Below are 17,809 nucleotides of genomic sequence, written 5' to 3' on the forward strand. Positions count from 1 at the left end.
ATGCTCACTCAGTTGCGCGAAATAGTAGAGAAAGTGGCGAGTGCTCCGCGTCTGAATGAAGCACTCGACATTCTGGTAAACGAAATTTGCCTTGCGATGGAAACCGAGGTCTGCTCGGTTTATCTCGCAGATCACGATCGTCGTTGCTACTACCTGATGGCGACGCGCGGGCTGAAAAAGCCGCGCGGTCGCACTGTCACGCTGGCGTTTGATGAAGGTATTGTCGGGCTCGTCGGACGTTTAGCCGAGCCGATCAACCTTGCCGATGCGCAAAGCCATCCCAGCTTCAAATACATTCCTTCTGTTAAAGAAGAGCGTTATCGCTCTTTCCTTGGCGTGCCGATCATCAGCCGTCGCCAACTGCTTGGCGTGCTGGTGGTTCAGCAGCGCGAACATCGTCAGTTCGACGAAAGCGAAGAATCCTTCCTGGTGACGCTGGCCACGCAGATGGCGGGCTTGTTATCGCAATCACAGCTCGGCCAACTGTTTGGTCAGTTCCGTCAGACGCGAGTGAAAGCCATCGCGGCGGCGCCTGGCGTGGCGGTCGCGCCCGGTTGGGTTGATGAAACCCAGCCCTTGCTGGATCAAGTCTCTGCGGCCTCCACGCTGGATGTGCAGCGTGAACGCGAGCGTCTGGTGCTGGCAATGGGCGAGGCGGGCAATGAATTTCGCCGCTTCAGCAAACGCTTTACCGCCAGCGTGCAAAAAGAGAGTGCGGCGATCTTTGATCTCTACTCGCACCTGTTAACCGATGCCCGTTTGAAAAAAGATCTGTTTGCCGAGATTGATCGTGGATCGGTTGCCGAGTGGGCGGTGAAAACGGTGATCGAGAAGTTCGCCGAACAGTTTGCCAGCCTGCAGGATCAATATTTACGCGAGCGTGCGGGCGATTTGCGCGTGCTCGGACAACGTCTGCTATTCCATCTCGACGATACGCTGGTCGGTACTAATGCCTGGCCTGAGCGCTTCGTGCTGGTGGCGGATGAACTCACCGCGACCACGCTGGCAGAGCTGCCACCGGAGCGTTTAGCCGGTGTGGTGGTACGCGACGGTGCAGCCAATTCCCACGCGGCTATTCTGACGCGCGCCATGGGCATTCCCACCGTCATGGGTGCGGATATCATCCCTGCGCAGCTCAACAAACGCCTGCTGATTGTCGATGGCTATCGCGGCGAGTTGTTAATCGATCCTGAACCCGTGCTGGTGCAGGAGTATCAGCGTTTGATCAGCGAAGAAAATGCGCTGAGCAAAATGGCTGAAGGTGTGGTGGAGCAGCCCGGCGAGCTGAAAAGCGGCGAACGGGTGCAGGTGATGCTGAATGCGGGCCTGAGCCCTGAGCATGAGCAGAAGCTGGATAACTGGGTGGATGGCATCGGCCTGTACCGCACAGAAATTCCTTTTATGCTGCACAACGGATTCCCGTCGGAAGAGGAGCAGGTCGCGCAATATCAAGGCATGCTGCAACTGTTCTACGATAAGCCGGTGACGTTGCGTACGCTGGATGTCGGCGCCGATAAACAGCTGCCTTACATGCCGATCAGTGAAGAGAATCCTTGCCTTGGTTGGCGCGGTATCCGTTTGACGCTCGACCAGCCAGAAATTTTCCTGGTGCAGGTACGTGCCATGCTGCGTGCCAACGTGGCCTCCGGCAATCTCAGCATTCTGCTGCCGATGATCAGCCATATCGATGAGATCGACGATGCGCGTCGCCTGATCGATCGTGCCGGTCGCGAAGTGGAAGAGATGCTGGGCTATGTGATCCCGAAACCGCGTATTGGCGTGATGATCGAAGTGCCCTCCATGCTTTTCATGATCCCGCATCTGGCGGATCGCGTGGACTTTATTTCGGTGGGCACCAACGACCTGACGCAGTATCTGCTGGCGGTGGATCGCAACAATACCCGTGTGGCGAATCTCTACGATCCGCTGCATCCGGCGATGCTGCGCGCGCTGCAGAGCATTGCCCACGAAGCCCGTCAGGCCAAACTGGAACTCTGCCTGTGTGGTGAAATGGCCGGCGATCCGATGTGCGTGGCGCTGCTGGTGGGCATGGGTTATCACCACCTCAGCATGAACGGTAAAAATATTCCGCGCGTGAAGTATCTGTTGCGCCACCTCGATCATGAGGAAACGCAGAAGCTTAGTGAAAATGGCGTGGCGGCCCATACCGCTTCAGAAGTGCGCCATCTGGTGTCCGCGTTTATGGAGCGACGTGGCCTGGGCGGTTTGATTCGCGGCGGCCGTTAACGGCGTTTACATTTCCGCGGCAATTGTGAAAAGCGGCTGTGCTATCATGCGCAGCCTTTTATGGTATGACCCCTTAGCCAGACCCGTTTCAGGGCAGAAAAAACGATGGTGAAAGATGACTAACGGCTACATTTCGTTTCCCCAATTCGATCCGGTAATTTTCTCCATCGGACCGATTTCGCTTCACTGGTACGGTTTGATGTATCTGGTGGGCTTTGTATTTGCTATGTGGCTGGCGGTGCGCCGAGCCAACAAACCCGGCAGCGGCTGGAAAAAAGAAGAAGTGGAAAACCTGCTGTATGCGGGCTTCCTCGGCGTGTTCCTCGGTGGCCGTATCGGCTACGTGCTGTTCTATAACCTGCCGCTGTTCCTCGATAATCCACTCTATCTGTTCAAAGTCTGGGATGGCGGTATGTCGTTCCACGGTGGCTTGATTGGGGTGATCGTGGTGATGCTGGTGTTTGCGCGTCGTACTAAACGCACTTTCTTCCAGGTATCTGATTTCATTGCACCATTGATTCCGTTTGGTTTGGGTGCCGGTCGTCTCGGTAACTTCATCAACGGCGAGCTGTGGGGCCGTGTCGATCCCAATTTCAAATTTGCGATGCTGTTCCCGGGTTCGCGCAGTGAAGATATCGCGCTGGCGGCCAACAATCCGCAGTATCAGCAGCTGCTGAGCACTTACGGTGTGTTGCCGCGTCATCCTTCGCAGCTGTATGAGCTGTTCCTCGAGGGTATCGTGCTGTTCATCATCCTCAACCTGTTTATTCGCAAGCCGCGCCCGATGGGCAGCGTCTCTGGCCTGTTCCTGATTGGCTATGGCGCTTTCCGCATCATCGTCGAGTTCTTCCGTCAGCCGGATGCCCAACTTGGCCTGTTTGAAGGCGGCATCAGCATGGGGCAGATTCTCTCGATCCCAATGATTCTGGCCGGTGTGATTATGATGATCTGGGCGTTCCGTCGTCGTCCGCAGCAACAAACTCGTGAGGTAAAATGAAACAGTATCTGGATTTAATGCAACATGTGCTGAATGAAGGCGCAGAGAAAGCCGACCGTACCGGTACAGGCACCCTGTCAATTTTCGGCCACCAGATGCGTTTCAATTTACAGGACGGTTTTCCGCTGGTCACCACCAAGAAAGTACACCTGCGTTCGATCATTCATGAGCTGCTGTGGTTCCTGAAAGGTGAAACCAACATCAGCTACCTGAAAGATAACAAGGTGACGATTTGGGATGAGTGGGCGGATGAGAACGGCGATTTAGGTCCGGTCTACGGTAAGCAGTGGCGCAGCTGGGGTAGTGCGTCAGGCGAAGAGATCGACCAGATTAGCAAAGTGATTGAGCAGTTGAAGCGCGATCCCGATTCACGCCGCATCATCGTATCGGCATGGAACGTGGGCGAGCTGGATCAGATGGCGCTGGCACCCTGTCATGCCTTCTTCCAGTTCTACGTGGCAAACGGCAAGCTCTCTTGCCAGCTCTATCAGCGCTCATGCGATATCTTCCTTGGTCTGCCGTTCAATATCGCCAGCTATGCGCTGCTGGTGCATATGATGGCGCAGCAGTGCGATCTGGAAGTGGGTGATTTTGTCTGGACCGGTGGCGATACCCATCTGTACAGCAATCATCTGGAGCAGGCACAGCTGCAGCTGACGCGCGAGCCACGCCCGCTGCCGAAACTGGTGATCAAACGTAAACCTGCTTCTATCTTCGATTACAACTTTGAAGATTTTGAGATTGAGGGTTACGACCCGCATCCGGCCATTAAAGCGCCGGTTGCGGTGTAAACGCATGCGTCATCACGCTGAAGCCCTGCCACTGTGCGGGGCTTTTTTATCTCTGTTATCTGTATCCTCCTCGCAAAAATTTGTCTCTGCCTGTACCGCGCGAAAACAGCCTGCGCGACGCTTTCCATCCTGCCGCTTGATGCCTTGTTGCCTGTTCGATTGAAGCGCACATTGGCTGCCATGAACAAACACGCAAACCTCGGTTTCACCCTACCGGAGCTGCTACTGGTGATGGTCATCGCGGGAATACTCAGCCTCGGTGCTCTTCACAGTTGGCAGCGCTGGCAACAGCATCAACAACTGCGCGATAGCGTGCAGCAGCTGCAGGGTTTTCTGTTACGGCTGCGCGCCCATGCGAACGGGCATAACAGCGATCTCAATTTGTGGCTGATTCCCGGCGAGCGCGGCTGTTTGGGCGTAGGCGTAAAACCGGCAGGGGGCTGTGAACTGCCTTCACGCTGGTGGCTAGCACCGCCGCATGCCGGGGTACGCTTCAGTGCCATCATCGGCGAGCCGGGTTTCTTTGGACGGCGTGACGTGGCGCGCCCTGGCAGCATTGAGATTGAAAATGCGGCCGGTCGCTGGCGGGTGATTATCTCTGCGCGAGCACGTATTCGCGCCTGCCAGACCGGAGAAAAAGGGTGCGAGTAGCGGAGGCCGGTTTCAGCCTGCTGGAAATGCTGATTGCTCTGGCAGTAGGCGCGATATTGATGGTCAGCGTGGGGCGATTTTTGCCGCTGCTGCTGGAGCAAAATCTGCGCCTGCAGCAGCGCGTGCAATTGCAACAGGAGCTACAGCAGCTTTCACATACGCTGCAAAAGGCTTTACAGCGTGCAGGATACTGTCGTGGGCAATGTAACGGACCGGCACTCACACTCGTTGCAGGTGGCAGCTGTGTCCTGTTGCGCTGGGATGAAAACAGCAATGGGCGCTGGGAAGATGTGGGCAGCAGTGACAGCGACTTTTACGGCTATCGGTTGCGCAGCGGGCAGCTGGAAATGCAGCGCGCGGTGGATAACTGCAACGGCAACGGTTGGGAACGCCTAACCGATCCCGCTTTCCTCACCATCGAACATTTTAGCGTGGTGCGGCAAGGCACCCGATTAATGCTCCATCTGACGGGGCGATCGGGTACACAAAGCCTGCAGGTGGAGCACTGGATTGAAGGACGAAACTTATGAGCCAGCACGGCAACAGCACGCTGGGCATGGTGCTGATGCTGTTACTGCTCGGCAGCCTGACGCTGCATGCCACACGCACGCAGTTGTCACAGGGCATGGTGCTGGTGGCCGATACACAGAAGCACCATAAAGATTTTGCGCAGGCACAGGCTGCGCTGCAATGGGGACTGATGCAGAGTTGGCCAGAGGCGTCCGGCTGGCAATGTCAGCAACAGCCCATACACCAGTGGTTAAGCTGCTTATTGCAGATGGAGGAGGGCAATGCGCTGTTATCGGGTCAGGATGAAAAGAGTGAACTCCGCCTCTGGCAATGGGTCTCGCCACGCAACCAACGGCTGCATCCCCAGGCGCACGGCTGGATTGACTACTGTCCATTGTCTAAACCTGAGCACTGCCAGCCGCAGGCAGGAGGAGCAGGGCTTTAGCCTGGCAGAAACGCTGGTGGCGATGCTGCTGCTGGCGATGACCATTAGTACGCTGATGCAATACCATCGCGCGCTGGCCTTAGGGTTTAGTCAGCAGTGGCAGCAGCGCCAGGCGTGGCAGGTTGCCGGACAAGCCTTGCTGGGGCGTGAGGTGGCGGGCTGGCAGATCGATCGTCAGCAGCAGAGTGTGGGCATAGGATGCGTGCTGGAGCGCATCACGGTGACGGGCTCACAACAGCGCAGTGCCAGCCTGGCTCAGCTCAATTGTCACTAAGGTGACCTCGGCGATAGGCATCGTTAGCGATACAGGGTAGAGTGACCAGGCTGCGCTGTTTTCCCTCTCAAGGAGATTTATGTTCCGGGTTTACCACTCCAATCAGCTTGATCTGTTGAAAAATCTGGCAGGTATTCTGATTGAAAACCAGCCGCTGAACGATGCGTTCGCGGCCGAACAGGTGCTGGTGCAAAGCCCCGGCATGGCGCAGTGGCTGCAGATGGAACTGGCAAACAGTTTTGGTATTGCAGCGAATATCGACTTTCCGCTCCCTGCGACCTTTATCTGGAACATGTTTGTCAAAGTGCTGCCCGGCATTCCAGAGGAGAGCGCTTTCACTAAAGCCAGCATGGGCTGGAAATTGATGCATCGCTTGCCCACCTTGCTGGAGCAGGAGGCCTTTCAGCCGTTGCGTCACTACCTCAATGATGACGATGACAAGCGCAAGCTTTATCAGCTCAGCGCCCGCGTGGCCGATCTGTTTGACCAGTATCTGGTGTATCGATCTGACTGGCTCAACAGTTGGGAGCGCGGAGAACTCATCGACGGCTTGAGCGATGCCCAGCAGTGGCAGGCACCGCTGTGGCGCGATCTGGTGGCGTTCACTGAACAATTGGGCCAGCCGATGTGGCACCGTGCCAACCTGTATGCGCGCTTTATCCACGCCCTGGAGCAAGCAAAGACGGCACCGGCGGGGTTGCCGCAGCGCGTGTTTATTTGTGGTATCTCCGCTTTGCCGCCCGTGTATTTGCAGGCGCTGGAAGCGCTTGGCCGCCATATCGATATTCATCTGCTGTTTACCAACCCCTGCCGCCACTACTGGGGCGATATTCAGGATTACGCTTTCCTCGCCAAATTGCAGAGCCGCAAACGTCGCCGCATGCAGTCTGAAGAGGCACAGCCGCTGTTCCGCGATCCCGAAGCAGCGCCGACGCTGTTCAATGAACTCGGCGAGCAACAACTCACCAATCCGTTATTGGCCTCGTGGGGCAAACTGGGGCGCGATAATCTGTTTCTGCTGAGTCAGATGGAATCCGCCGCTAACGATATTGATGCCTTTGTTGAGATGCCGCAGGACAGCCTGCTGCACAGTCTGCAAGCCGACCTGCTCAACCTGGATGACCACGCCGTGATCGGTTTGCACGCCGATGAACTGGGTAACAGCCACAAAAAACGGGTGCTCGACCCTGATGATCGCACCATCACGCTGCAGGTATGTCATAGCGCTCAGCGTGAAGTGGAAGTGTTACAGGATCATCTGCTGGCGCTGATGGAGGCCGACCCCGATCTCAAACCGCGCGACATCATCGTGATGGTGGCGGATATCGATAGCTACGCGCCCTTCATTCAGGCGGCGTTTGCCAGTGCGCCTGCGGATCGTTATCTGCCGTTTGCCATCTCGGATCGCCGCGCCAGCCAGGCACATCCGGCGATTCTGGCCTTATTAAGCTTGCTGGCGCTGCCAGACAGCCGCTTTGCTTCCGAAGAAGTGCTGGCACTGCTGGAAGTGCCTGCGCTGGCGCAGCGCTTCTCGGTGGATGAAAGCGGTCTGCGCCTGCTGCGCCGTTGGGTGATGGAATCCGGTATTCGCTGGGGGCTGGATGATGCCAGCGTCGAAGCATTGGCACTGCCTGCCACCGGTCAACATACCTGGCGCTTCGGCCTGCAGCGCATGCTACTGGGTTACGCGCTGGAAAGCCGCAACGGTGACTGGCAGGGCATTCTGCCTTACGACGAATCCAGCGGATTGATTGCCGAACTGGCCGGGCATCTGGCCGAATTGCTCTCTCGCTTAGAGTCGTGGCGCACCCGACTGACCGGCGAGCGTACGCTACCGGAGTGGTTGCCGCTGTGCCGCGAGCTGATCGACAGCTTCTTCAACGGCGATGCCGAAAGCGACGCAGCATTACTGCTGGTTGAAACCCAGTGGAAACAGATTATTGAGCAGGGCACGCAGGCTGATTATCAGCAACCGATTCCCGTCACCTTACTGCGTGATGAGTTGCGCTCGCGCCTCGATCAGCAGCGTATCAGTCAGCGCTTCCTGGCCGGGCCGATAAACTTCTGTACCCTGATGCCAATGCGTTCGATTCCGTTCAAAGTCGTCTGCTTGCTGGGGATGAACGATGGCGTCTATCCGCGCACGCTGGCGCCGCTCGGTTTTGACCTGATGCAGCAGCAGGCACGCAAAGGCGATCGCAGCCGCCGTGATGATGACCGCTATCTGTTCCTTGAAGCCCTGATTTCGGCACAGCATCAGCTCTACATCAGCTATATCGGCCGCGCGATTCAGGACAACACCGAGCGTTATCCCTCAGTGCTGGTGACAGAGTTGGTGGATTATCTTGGTCAGAGTTTTTGTCTGCCAGGCGATGAAGCGTGCGAACCCGACGTCAGCGAGCAGCGTGTACGTGAGCATTTACAGAAGCTCCACAGCCGCATGCCCTTTGCAGCGGAGAACTTCCGCCCTGACGCTTACGGCCAGAGCTTCGCCGCAGAATGGTTGCCCGCTGCCACCGACAGTGGCGTGGCACAGCCAGACTTTGTGCAACGGTTGCCGCCACTGCCGCTGGAAACGCTCTCGCTTGAACAACTACTGCGCTTCTGGCGTCATCCGGTACGGGCCTGGTTCCAGCAGCGGCTGGGCGTGGCTTTCTGGATGGAAGAGAGCGAACTGCCGGACAGCGAGCCGTTTGCCCCGGATAGTCTGGAGCGTTATCAAATCAATGCGCAGCTACTGAATACCCTGGTCAACGGTGAGGATCCCGCGCAGCTTTATGCGCGTCATCGCGCTGCGGGCAATCTGCCTTATGGTGCTTTTGGGGAACTTTTCTGGCAGAGCCAGACCGAAGAGATGCAGGAAGTGGCTGCGGAAGTGAGTGGACAGCGTCAGCCCTCAGAGAGTTGGGAAATCAATCTGCCGCTGAATGGGGTGCAGTTGACCGGTTGGTTAACCCAGGTGCAAGCTGATGGACTGTTACGCTGGCGTCCGGGTGTGCTGAACATGAACGATGGTCTGCTATTGTGGCTGGAGCATCTGGTGTACTGCGCGTTGGGCGGCACAGGTGAAAGCCGCATGTACGGGCGCAAACAAAGCCGCTGGCGTTTTAAAGCCATCGACGCTGAGTCTGCGCTGTCACTGTTGAACGAATACGTGACGGCTTATCAGGCGGGGATGACGGAACCGTTGATGTTGCTGAACAAATCGGGTGGCGCGTGGCTGGATGCCAGTTTTGATCGAAAATCCGGCCAGTTGCTGGACGATGACGCCACGCAGAAAAAGGCATTGAACAAATTGCTGCAAGCCTGGCAGGGTGGTTTTCAGGTGGAGGGCGAAGGCAGCGATCCTTATCTGCAGCGCCTGAGCCGTACGCTGGATGATGAGGCGGTGCAGGTAATTGTTGCCGCCGCTCGCCAGTGGTATTTACCGGTGCGCCTTGCGCATCAAGATGATGAATAGCAATTGGGTAACGCCGCTTTTGCGGGTGTTCCCAAAATCATAAAAAGTTGTCTATTGCGCCGCTGGGCACACAGCCAGCGGTAAAGGGTAAAGAAAGGGGTTTAAATGCGGATTTACGCACGCTGGATGGGAGCGCTGCTGCTGAGCATGCTGGCGCTGAATGCCTTTGCCGATAGCGATCGCGGCTGGCAGCCCATCAATGAAACGATTCGAAAAAGCGATCACGATCCGCGCAGTTATCAGGCCATCACGCTAACTAACGGTATGACGGTGTTGCTGGTGTCTGACAAAGAAGCGCCTAAATCACTGGCCGCACTGACGTTGCCTATCGGCTCGCTGGACGATCCGAATCAGCAGCTAGGGCTGGCGCACTATACCGAACATATGGTGTTGATGGGCTCAAAACGCTATCCGCAACCGGATAATCTGGCCGAATTCCTGAAAAAGCACGGCGGCAGTCACAATGCCAGTACCGCGTCTTATCGCACCGCGTTCTATCTGGAAGTGGAGAACGATGCACTGCAACCGGCGGTGGATCGTCTGGCCGATGCCATTGCAGAGCCTTTGCTCGATCCGGTCAACGCCGATCGTGAGCGTCATGCAGTTAATGCAGAGCTCACTATGGCGCGTTCGCGCGACGGCCTGCGTATGGCGCAGGTCGGGGCGGAAACCCTGAATCCAGCGCATCCAGCTTCCCGCTACTCAGGCGGTAACCTTGATACGCTGCGCGATAAGCCCGACAGCAATTTGCATCAGGCGCTGACCGAGTTTTATCACAGCCACTACTCCGCCAATCTGATGAAAGCGGTGATATACAGCAACAAATCGCTGCCAGAGATGGCCGATATTGCGGTACAGACGTTTGGACGAGTGGCTAACCATCAGGCTATCGTACCGAAAATCGAAGTGCCGGTGGTGACCGATGCGCAGAAAGGCATCATTATTCACTACGTGCCCGCTCAGCCGCGTAAACAGCTTAAAGTTGAATTTCGCATCGCTAACAACAGCGACCAGTTCCGCAGCAAAACCGACACGTTGATCAGCTACATCCTGGGCAACCGCAGTAAAAATACCCTCAACGACTGGCTGCAAAAGCAGGGGCTGGCCGACGGGGTGAATGCCGGTGCCGATCCGATGACGGACCGCAACAGCGGCGTGTTTGCCATCACGGTCTCCCTGACCGACAAAGGCCTGGCACAGCGTGATGAAGTGGTGGCGGCGATCTTTAGCTACCTCGACATGTTGCGTAGTAAAGGCATCGATAAGGGTTATTTCGATGAGGTGTCGCATGTGCTGGCGCTGGATTTCCGCTATCCGTCGATCACCCGTGACATGGATTATATTGAATGGTTAGTGGATACCATGCTGCGCGTGCCAGTGGATCATACGCTGGATGCACCTTATCTCGCGGATAACTTTGACCCTGCGGCAATCAAATCTCGTCTGGATGAGATGACACCGCAAAATGCCCGCATCTGGTATATCAGCCCGAATGAGCCGCACAACAAAGAAGCCTATTTTGTCAATGCGCCTTACCAGGTCGATAAAATCAGTGATACCCAGTTCAGTGACTGGCAGCAGCGCGGCAAGCAGATTCAACTGTCGATGCCGACGCTGAATCCGTATATCCCTTCTGATTTCTCCATTATGCCTGGTGATGGCAAAACGTATACGCATCCGGTGGCGCTGACCGACGGTGACAGCATGCGCATCTACTGGATGCCAAGCCAGTTCTACGCCAGTGAACCAAAGGCAGCCATTACTCTGGCACTGCGCAACAAAGCGGCAATAAGCGACGCGCGTCAGCAGGTGTTATTTGGCCTGAATGATTATCTCTCAAGCGTGGCGCTGGATGAGTTGAACTCGCAGGCGTCAGTGGGGGGGATCAGTTTTTCTACCGGTGAAGATGACGGCATTGTGTTCAGCGCCAGTGGTTTTACCCAGCGTCTGCCGGAGTTACTGAAAAAACTGGTTGAGGGCTACGCCAGCTTCCAGCCGGACGCACAGCAACTGGAACAGGCAAAATCCTGGTATCTGGATCGACTGGAAGCCGCCGAGAAGGGCAAAGCCTTCGAGCAGGCGATTCAACCGATGCAGATGCTGTCACAGCTGCCGTATACCCAGCGTGAGACGCGCCGCAAGTTAGTGAAAGATCTGACGCTGAAAGACGTGACGGATTACCGTGATGCCTTACTGCGCAACGCCACGCCGGAAATGATGGTGGTGGGCAACCTCTCCGCCGATCGCGTTAAACAGCTGGGCACCGATCTGCAACAGCAGTTGCACAGCGATGGTCACAGTTACTGGCACAGCGATTACGTGGTGATCGATAAAGCCATGAAGGCCAACCTGCAAACCGCAGGAAGCAGCACGGATTCTGCACTGGCAGCACTCTACGTGCCACTGGGTTACGACGAGTATCAAAGCATGGCCAACAGCACCATGTTGAGCCAGATTGTCCAACCCTGGTTCTATAACCAACTGCGCACCCAGGAACAGTTGGGCTATGCGGTGTTCTCGTATCAGATGCCGATTGGTCGCCAGTGGGGGATTGGCTTCCTGCTGCAAAGTAACAGCAAGCAGCCAGCCTATCTGATGCAGCGCTTTGAGGCGTTCTATCCGCAGGCTGAGCAACGCCTGCGCGACATGAAACCGGAAGATTTTGCCCAGTATCAGCAGGCGCTGATCAATGACTTAAAACAGCGCCCGCAAACGCTTGATGAAGAAGCGAATCGCTACAGCCGTGACTTCAACCGGCAGAATTTTGCTTTCGATACCCGTGAAAAAGCCATCGAGCAGATTCAAAAGCTCACGCCGCAGGGCGTGGCCGATTTCTTCCATAAAGCGGTGCTGGAACAGCAGGGCATGGCGATGATTTCGCAGATTGGCGGTAGCCACGATGGCGCCACTAAAGATGATTATGCGCAACTGCCTGGCTTCACCACCTGGGATCAGGTGGAGAAGCTACAGCAATCCCTGCCGGTTAAGAGTGACGCGCAATGAGTCTGATTCAGCCGCCAGAACCGCTCAATCCGCTGACGCTGCCGTTGCGTGGCGAGCGGCTGATTGAGGCGTCTGCTGGAACCGGCAAAACCTTCACTATTGGGCTGCTTTATCTGCGGCTTTTGTTGGGGCTGGGCGGGCAACATGCCTATGCCCGGCCACTGTCGGTCGAAGAAATTCTGGTCGTGACCTTTACCGAGGCGGCCACCGCAGAGCTGCGCGGACGTATCCGTGCCAACATCCATGAGCTGCGGCTGGCCTGCATTCGCGGTACCAGCCGCAATCCGATGCTGATGCAGTTGCTACTGGAGATGCCGCAGCCAGCAGAAGCGGCATCGCTACTGCTGGCTGCAGAGCGGCAGATGGATGAAGCAGCTATCTTTACCATCCACGGCTTTTGTCAGCGCATGCTCAATCTCAACGCCTTTGAATCCGGCATGCTGTTTGAACAGCAGTTGATTGAAGATGAACAACAGCTGCTGCGTCAGGCCACGGCTGATTTCTGGCGTCGCCACTGTTATCCGCTCTCGCTGGATATTGCCCGCGTGATTGTCAACGAGTGGAGTGGCCCGGAGCAGTTGCTGGCGACGTTGCGGCCGTGGCTGCAAGGCGAATCACCTAACCTGCGTTTAGCGCCCGCTGACGACGAAACGCTGACGATGCGCCACAACGAAAACCTGGCGCGCATTAACGCGATGAAAACCGAGTGGCGCGCGGTGGGTGAAGAGGTGCTGACGCTGGTGGGGCAGTCCGACGTGGACAAACGCAGCTACAGCAGTAAAAATCTGCCGGTGTGGGTGAATAAAGTCAGTTTCTGGGCACAGAGTGAAACCCTGGATTATCAGGTGCCCGCAGAGCTGGCGCGCTTTGGTCAACGGGTGCTGGAGGAGAAAACCAAAAAAGGCCATCCTCCGCACCATGCCCTGTTTGCGGCCATCGACCTGTTTCTGACTCAGCCCATTTCACTACGCGATTTGCTGATTGCGCGCGCGCTGGTGGATATCCGCGCCGCCGTACGGAAAGAGAAACGCCAGCAGGCGCTGCTGGGTTTTGATGATCTCCTGAGCCGACTGGATGATGCCCTGCAGCAGCCTGCAGGAGAAATGCTGGCGCAGGCGATTCGTCAGCGTTTCCCGGTGGCGTTAATTGATGAGTTCCAGGATACCGATCCGCAGCAATACCGCATTTTCCGCACGCTGTACGGTAATCAACCCGAGCATGCGTTGCTGTTGATTGGCGATCCAAAACAGGCCATTTACGCCTTTCGTGGCGCAGACATCTTTACCTATATCCGCGCGCGCAATGAAGTGAGCGCGCATTACACCCTCGACACCAACTGGCGCTCTTCGCCAGCAATGGTGGAGAGCGTCAATCAGCTGTTCAATCGGCTCGAAGCGCCTTTTGTCTTTGATGCTATCCCTTTCTTGCCGGTGCACTTCGCTGAGCCAAATCAGACGCTTTCTCTCACACTGGATAATCAGCCGCAGGCGGCACTGCGTTTCTGGCTGCTGCCGGGCGACGGGTGCAGCGTCGGCGATTATCAGCAGGCGTTAGCGCGACAGTGTGCCGCGGATATCAGCCACTGGTTACAGGCGGGGCAGCAACAGAGTGCGCTGCTGGGTAAAGCGGCCGCGCAACGCCCGGTGCAGGCATCGGATATCACGGTGCTGGTGCGCAGCCGCAACGAAGCCAATCCGATCCGCGAAGCACTTAACCAGCTTGGCATTCCCTCGGTCTATTTATCGAACCGCGACAGCGTCTACACCACGCCCGAAGCGCGTGAGTTGCTGTGGTTACTGCAGGCGGTGCTGGCACCCGAACAGGAGCGAATGCTGCGCACGGCGCTCGCTACCTCGCTGTTTGCCTTTGATGCGGCACAGTTGGATGCATTGGATCAGGATGCGCGCGGCTGGGATGAGCTGGTAGAGACTTTTGCCCGCTGGCAACTGCTGTGGCAGCAGCGCGGCGTACTGCCGATGCTGCGCCAGCTGATACAGGAACGCCAGCTTGCGGAAAACCTGCTCGCCTCAGAAAATGGCGAACGCCGCCTGACCGATTTGCTGCATCTGGGTGAACTGATGCAGGAAGCGGCGGCGCAGCTCGACAGCCCGCACGCGCTGGTGCGTTATCTGGCGCAGCAGATAGCCAGCCCGGACAGTCAGTCGTCCAGCCAGCAATTGCGTCTGGAAAGCGATCGCCATTTGGTGCAGATCGTCACTATCCATAAATCTAAAGGACTGCAATATCCGCTTGTGTGGCTGCCGTTCGCCGCCGGATTCCGCGAGGCGGATACCGCGCTGTATCACGATCGCGACAACTTTGAAGCGGTGCTGGATCTGCAGGCCGATGACGCAAGCCTGGCGATGGCCGAGCAGGAGCGTTTGGCCGAAGACCTGCGCTTGCTGTACGTGGCACTTACCCGTTCGGTGTATCACTGTAGCGTAGGTGTGGCACCGCTGTTTCGCGGCACGCGCAAAAAAGAAGGCGAGAGCGATCTGCATAAAAGCGCACTGGGCCATCTTTTGCAGCGCGGTGAAGCGGCGACAGCGGAACAGCTGGACATGTTACTCAATCAGATCAATGTCGCGGGCACTGAAGTGATGCGCGTGCAGGATCAGGAAGCCGAACGCTGGCTGGCGCCTGATGCCGCTCATGACGCGCTGGCCGCCCGCACCGTCAGCCGCACGCTGGTGGAACCCTGGCGTGTCACCAGTTACTCCGGTTTGCAGCAGCATGGCAGCCAGCGACTACTTGATGTGATGCCACGTTTCGATCTGGAAGCCGCAGGCGAAGAACAGCAGGAAGAGATCGCTGAAGCTGCACTGACACCGCACCATTTCCCGCGCGGCGCCGCGCCGGGGACTTTCCTGCATGAACTGTTCGAATCTCTCGATTTCCCACATCCCCCCACGGCCGCATTGCTGGAGCAACATCTGCAGCAGAATGGGTATCCATTGTACTGGCAACCGATACTGACGGATTGGATTGCGCGAGTGGTGAGTACGCCGCTCAACGATCAGGGGATACAGCTCGGTCAGGTACAGACCAGCGATCGACTCGTGGAGATGGGCTTCTACTTGCCGATTGACGGTTTGCTGACCGCGAATGATCTGGATGCGCTGATCCGTCAGGATGCTTTATCGTCCGATGCGCCGCCGCTCGATTTTCGTGAGGTACAGGGCATGTTGAAAGGCTTCATTGACCTGGTGTTCCGCTGGCAAGGCAAATATTACCTGCTGGATTACAAATCCAACTGGCTGGGCGACAGCCACGAAGCTTATACGCCAGCAGCGATGAGACAGGCGATGATCGACCACCGCTATGATTTGCAATATCAGCTCTACACGCTGGCGCTACATCGCTATCTTCAACATCGCGTGGCAGATTATGACTACGAGCAGCACTTTGGCGGCGTGTTTTATCTGTTCCTGCGTGGCATGGATGGCACTTCACCGGCCAACGGCGTATTCCACACACGGCCAACTCTGGATTTTGTTTCACAACTGGATAGCCTGTTTCGCGGGCAGGGAGCCTCGGCATGAGTGGCATTACAGCGCTACTTCAACAGGCGGTTGAGCTGCGTTTGCTGCGCTCACTGGATGTTCAGTTCGCCCTGTTGCTGGCGGATGACACGCAGCCAGCACGCCTCCTGGCGGCTGCCTGTCTCAGCGCGGAAGCGGGTGAGGGGCACGTCTGCTTACCGCTGTCACAGCTGAGCCGTGAAGGGTTATTCAATGGCCGCCATTCTGAACTGGCGCAGGCTATCTGGCTGGCGGCGGGTGAACCGCAGGACTGGACGCAAGTGATGGCTGGCTGGCCTGCTCTGATTAACAGCAACAGCAACAGCAACAGCAACAGCAGCGAGCAGGCAGCGCCGATAGTTCTCAGCGATGGGCGTCTTTATCTGCATCGTCTCTGGCATAACGAAGGGCAGGTGGCACACTTCTTTCAGGCGCAGTCTGCAACCCAGCAGTTTGCCAGTGAAACCGTGCGCGACGTGCTGGATAACCTGTTTGGTACTGAACCCGATGACTGGCAAAAAATCGCGGCAGCGGTGGCGCTAACGCAGAAAACTGCAGTCATTTCCGGCGGCCCAGGCACCGGGAAAACCACCACCGTGGCAAAACTGCTGGCGGCATTGATTCGCCTGAGCCAGGGTGCACTGCGCATTCAACTGGCAGCCCCGACCGGCAAAGCGGCGGCGCGTTTAACCGAATCACTCGGTAAAGCGCTGCAAAAACTGCCGGTCAGCGACACCGAGCGCCAACGCTTCCCAGCGGAAGCTACCACGCTGCACCGTTTGCTCGGTGCCCAGCCCGAAACCCAGCGCTTGCGCTATCACGCCGGTAACCTGCTGCATCTGGATGTGCTGGTGGTGGATGAAGCCTCAATGGTTGATTTGGGCATGATGGCTAATCTCATCGCCGCACTGCCACCCCAGGCACGCGTGATTTTTCTTGGTGACCGCGATCAGCTGGCGTCAGTAGAAGCCGGTGCGGTACTGGGCGATATTTGCCGCTGTGCGGAAGCGGGATACAGCGTCGCGCGTGCAGCCCAGCTGAGTGCGTTAACCGGTTGCCAGGTTGAAGGCCACGATGATGACAGCGCGCCAGCCGTGCGCGACGCCATCTGCCTACTACGCAAGAGCTATCGCTTTGATGCTAACTCGGGCATCGGCAAGCTGGCGGCTGCGGTCAATGCCGGTGAGCCAAAGGCGGTTGAGGCCGCATTTAACGCGGGCTTCAGCGATATATCACGCCAGCCACTCAATGATGGCGAGGCCTATCAGGCAATGCTGAATGATATCGCGGAAGGCTACCGTCCATTCCTGCGGCTGGTGAGCCAGCGAGCACAGCCCGCAGAGATTCTGCACGCATTTGGGCGTTATCAGCTGCTGTGCGCATTGCGCGAAGGGCCGTTTGGCGTGCAGGGATTAAATCAGCGTATTGAGCAAAAACTGATGCAGATGCAGCTGATTCGTCGTCCGCTGGGGGGGAGCCGCTGGTATCAGGGCCGTCCGGTGATGGTGACTCGCAATGACAGCGCGCTTGGGCTGTTTAACGGCGATATTGGCATTACGCTGTTTGATGATGAAGGGCTGCTGAAAGTTTTCTTCCCGTTGCCGGATGGCAGCATCAAAGCCGTACAGCCAAGCCGGTTACCGGCGCATGATACGGCCTGGTCGATGACGGTGCATAAATCGCAAGGATCGGAGTTCGACCATACCGCGCTGGTGATGCCGGCACAGTTTTTACCGGTACTCACCCGCGAACTGATTTACACCGCCATTACGCGTGCGCGCAAACAGTTAACCCTTTACAGCGATGAAGGCGTATTTCGTCGTGCGGTGCAATTACGCACTCAGCGTCGCAGCGGATTGTTGGACCGGTTAAGCGGAGAGTCATTCTGAGCGAGAGTTGAGGTCGGTAAA

At 57.0% G+C, this 17,809-nt stretch carries 11 protein-coding genes; all 11 read left to right on the forward strand.

Annotated features, from left to right (window positions below; genetic code table 11):
- The gene (gene ptsP, locus F3J37_RS07995) at nucleotides 1-2,247 is read left to right on the forward strand and encodes a phosphoenolpyruvate--protein phosphotransferase (RefSeq protein WP_038645088.1); all 2,247 of its coding nucleotides are present in this window, start codon (nucleotides 1-3) and stop codon (nucleotides 2,245-2,247) included.
- A gap of 115 nt (nucleotides 2,248-2,362) precedes the next feature.
- Nucleotides 2,363-3,244: a prolipoprotein diacylglyceryl transferase gene (gene lgt / locus F3J37_RS08000; protein WP_034823111.1), complete on the forward strand. Its 882-nt coding sequence runs from the start codon at nucleotides 2,363-2,365 to the stop codon at nucleotides 3,242-3,244.
- Entirely contained in the window at nucleotides 3,241-4,035 is a 795-nt protein-coding gene (gene thyA / locus F3J37_RS08005; RefSeq protein ID WP_166932908.1) for a thymidylate synthase, read from the forward strand. The genes lgt and thyA overlap by 4 nt, the downstream gene beginning before the upstream one ends.
- Before the next feature lie 180 nt (nucleotides 4,036-4,215).
- The gene (locus F3J37_RS08010; RefSeq protein WP_166932909.1) at nucleotides 4,216-4,686 is read left to right on the forward strand and encodes a prepilin-type N-terminal cleavage/methylation domain-containing protein; all 471 of its coding nucleotides are present in this window, start codon (nucleotides 4,216-4,218) and stop codon (nucleotides 4,684-4,686) included.
- The gene (locus tag F3J37_RS08015; protein ID WP_160868320.1) at nucleotides 4,677-5,216 is read left to right on the forward strand and encodes a prepilin peptidase-dependent protein; all 540 of its coding nucleotides are present in this window, start codon (nucleotides 4,677-4,679) and stop codon (nucleotides 5,214-5,216) included. The genes F3J37_RS08010 and F3J37_RS08015 overlap by 10 nt, the downstream gene beginning before the upstream one ends.
- Nucleotides 5,213-5,641 carry a DUF2509 family protein gene (locus F3J37_RS08020; protein ID WP_166932911.1) on the forward strand — a complete coding sequence of 143 codons (429 nt, stop codon included), beginning with the start codon at nucleotides 5,213-5,215 and terminating at the stop codon, nucleotides 5,639-5,641. The genes F3J37_RS08015 and F3J37_RS08020 overlap by 4 nt, the downstream gene beginning before the upstream one ends.
- Nucleotides 5,642-5,663: 22 nt before the next feature.
- Nucleotides 5,664-5,915: a prepilin-type N-terminal cleavage/methylation domain-containing protein gene (locus F3J37_RS08025; protein WP_166932982.1), complete on the forward strand. Its 252-nt coding sequence runs from the start codon at nucleotides 5,664-5,666 to the stop codon at nucleotides 5,913-5,915.
- A 79-nt stretch (nucleotides 5,916-5,994) separates the two neighbouring features.
- The gene (recC, locus tag F3J37_RS08030) at nucleotides 5,995-9,375 is read left to right on the forward strand and encodes an exodeoxyribonuclease V subunit gamma (RefSeq protein WP_166932912.1); all 3,381 of its coding nucleotides are present in this window, start codon (nucleotides 5,995-5,997) and stop codon (nucleotides 9,373-9,375) included.
- Between the two features lie 105 nt (nucleotides 9,376-9,480).
- The gene (gene ptrA / locus F3J37_RS08035; RefSeq protein ID WP_166932914.1) at nucleotides 9,481-12,378 is read left to right on the forward strand and encodes a pitrilysin; all 2,898 of its coding nucleotides are present in this window, start codon (nucleotides 9,481-9,483) and stop codon (nucleotides 12,376-12,378) included.
- Complete coding sequence (gene recB / locus F3J37_RS08040; protein ID WP_166932915.1) at nucleotides 12,375-15,920, forward strand: exodeoxyribonuclease V subunit beta; 3,546 nt, start codon at nucleotides 12,375-12,377, stop codon at nucleotides 15,918-15,920. Before ptrA ends, recB begins: the two co-directional genes overlap by 4 nt.
- Entirely contained in the window at nucleotides 15,917-17,788 is a 1,872-nt protein-coding gene (gene recD / locus F3J37_RS08045) for an exodeoxyribonuclease V subunit alpha (RefSeq protein WP_166932917.1), read from the forward strand. The genes recB and recD overlap by 4 nt, the downstream gene beginning before the upstream one ends.
- Nucleotides 17,789-17,809 lie beyond the last annotated feature (21 nt).

This window comes from Candidatus Pantoea communis, assembly GCF_011752685.1.
GTDB lineage: Bacteria > Pseudomonadota > Gammaproteobacteria > Enterobacterales > Enterobacteriaceae > Pantoea > Pantoea communis.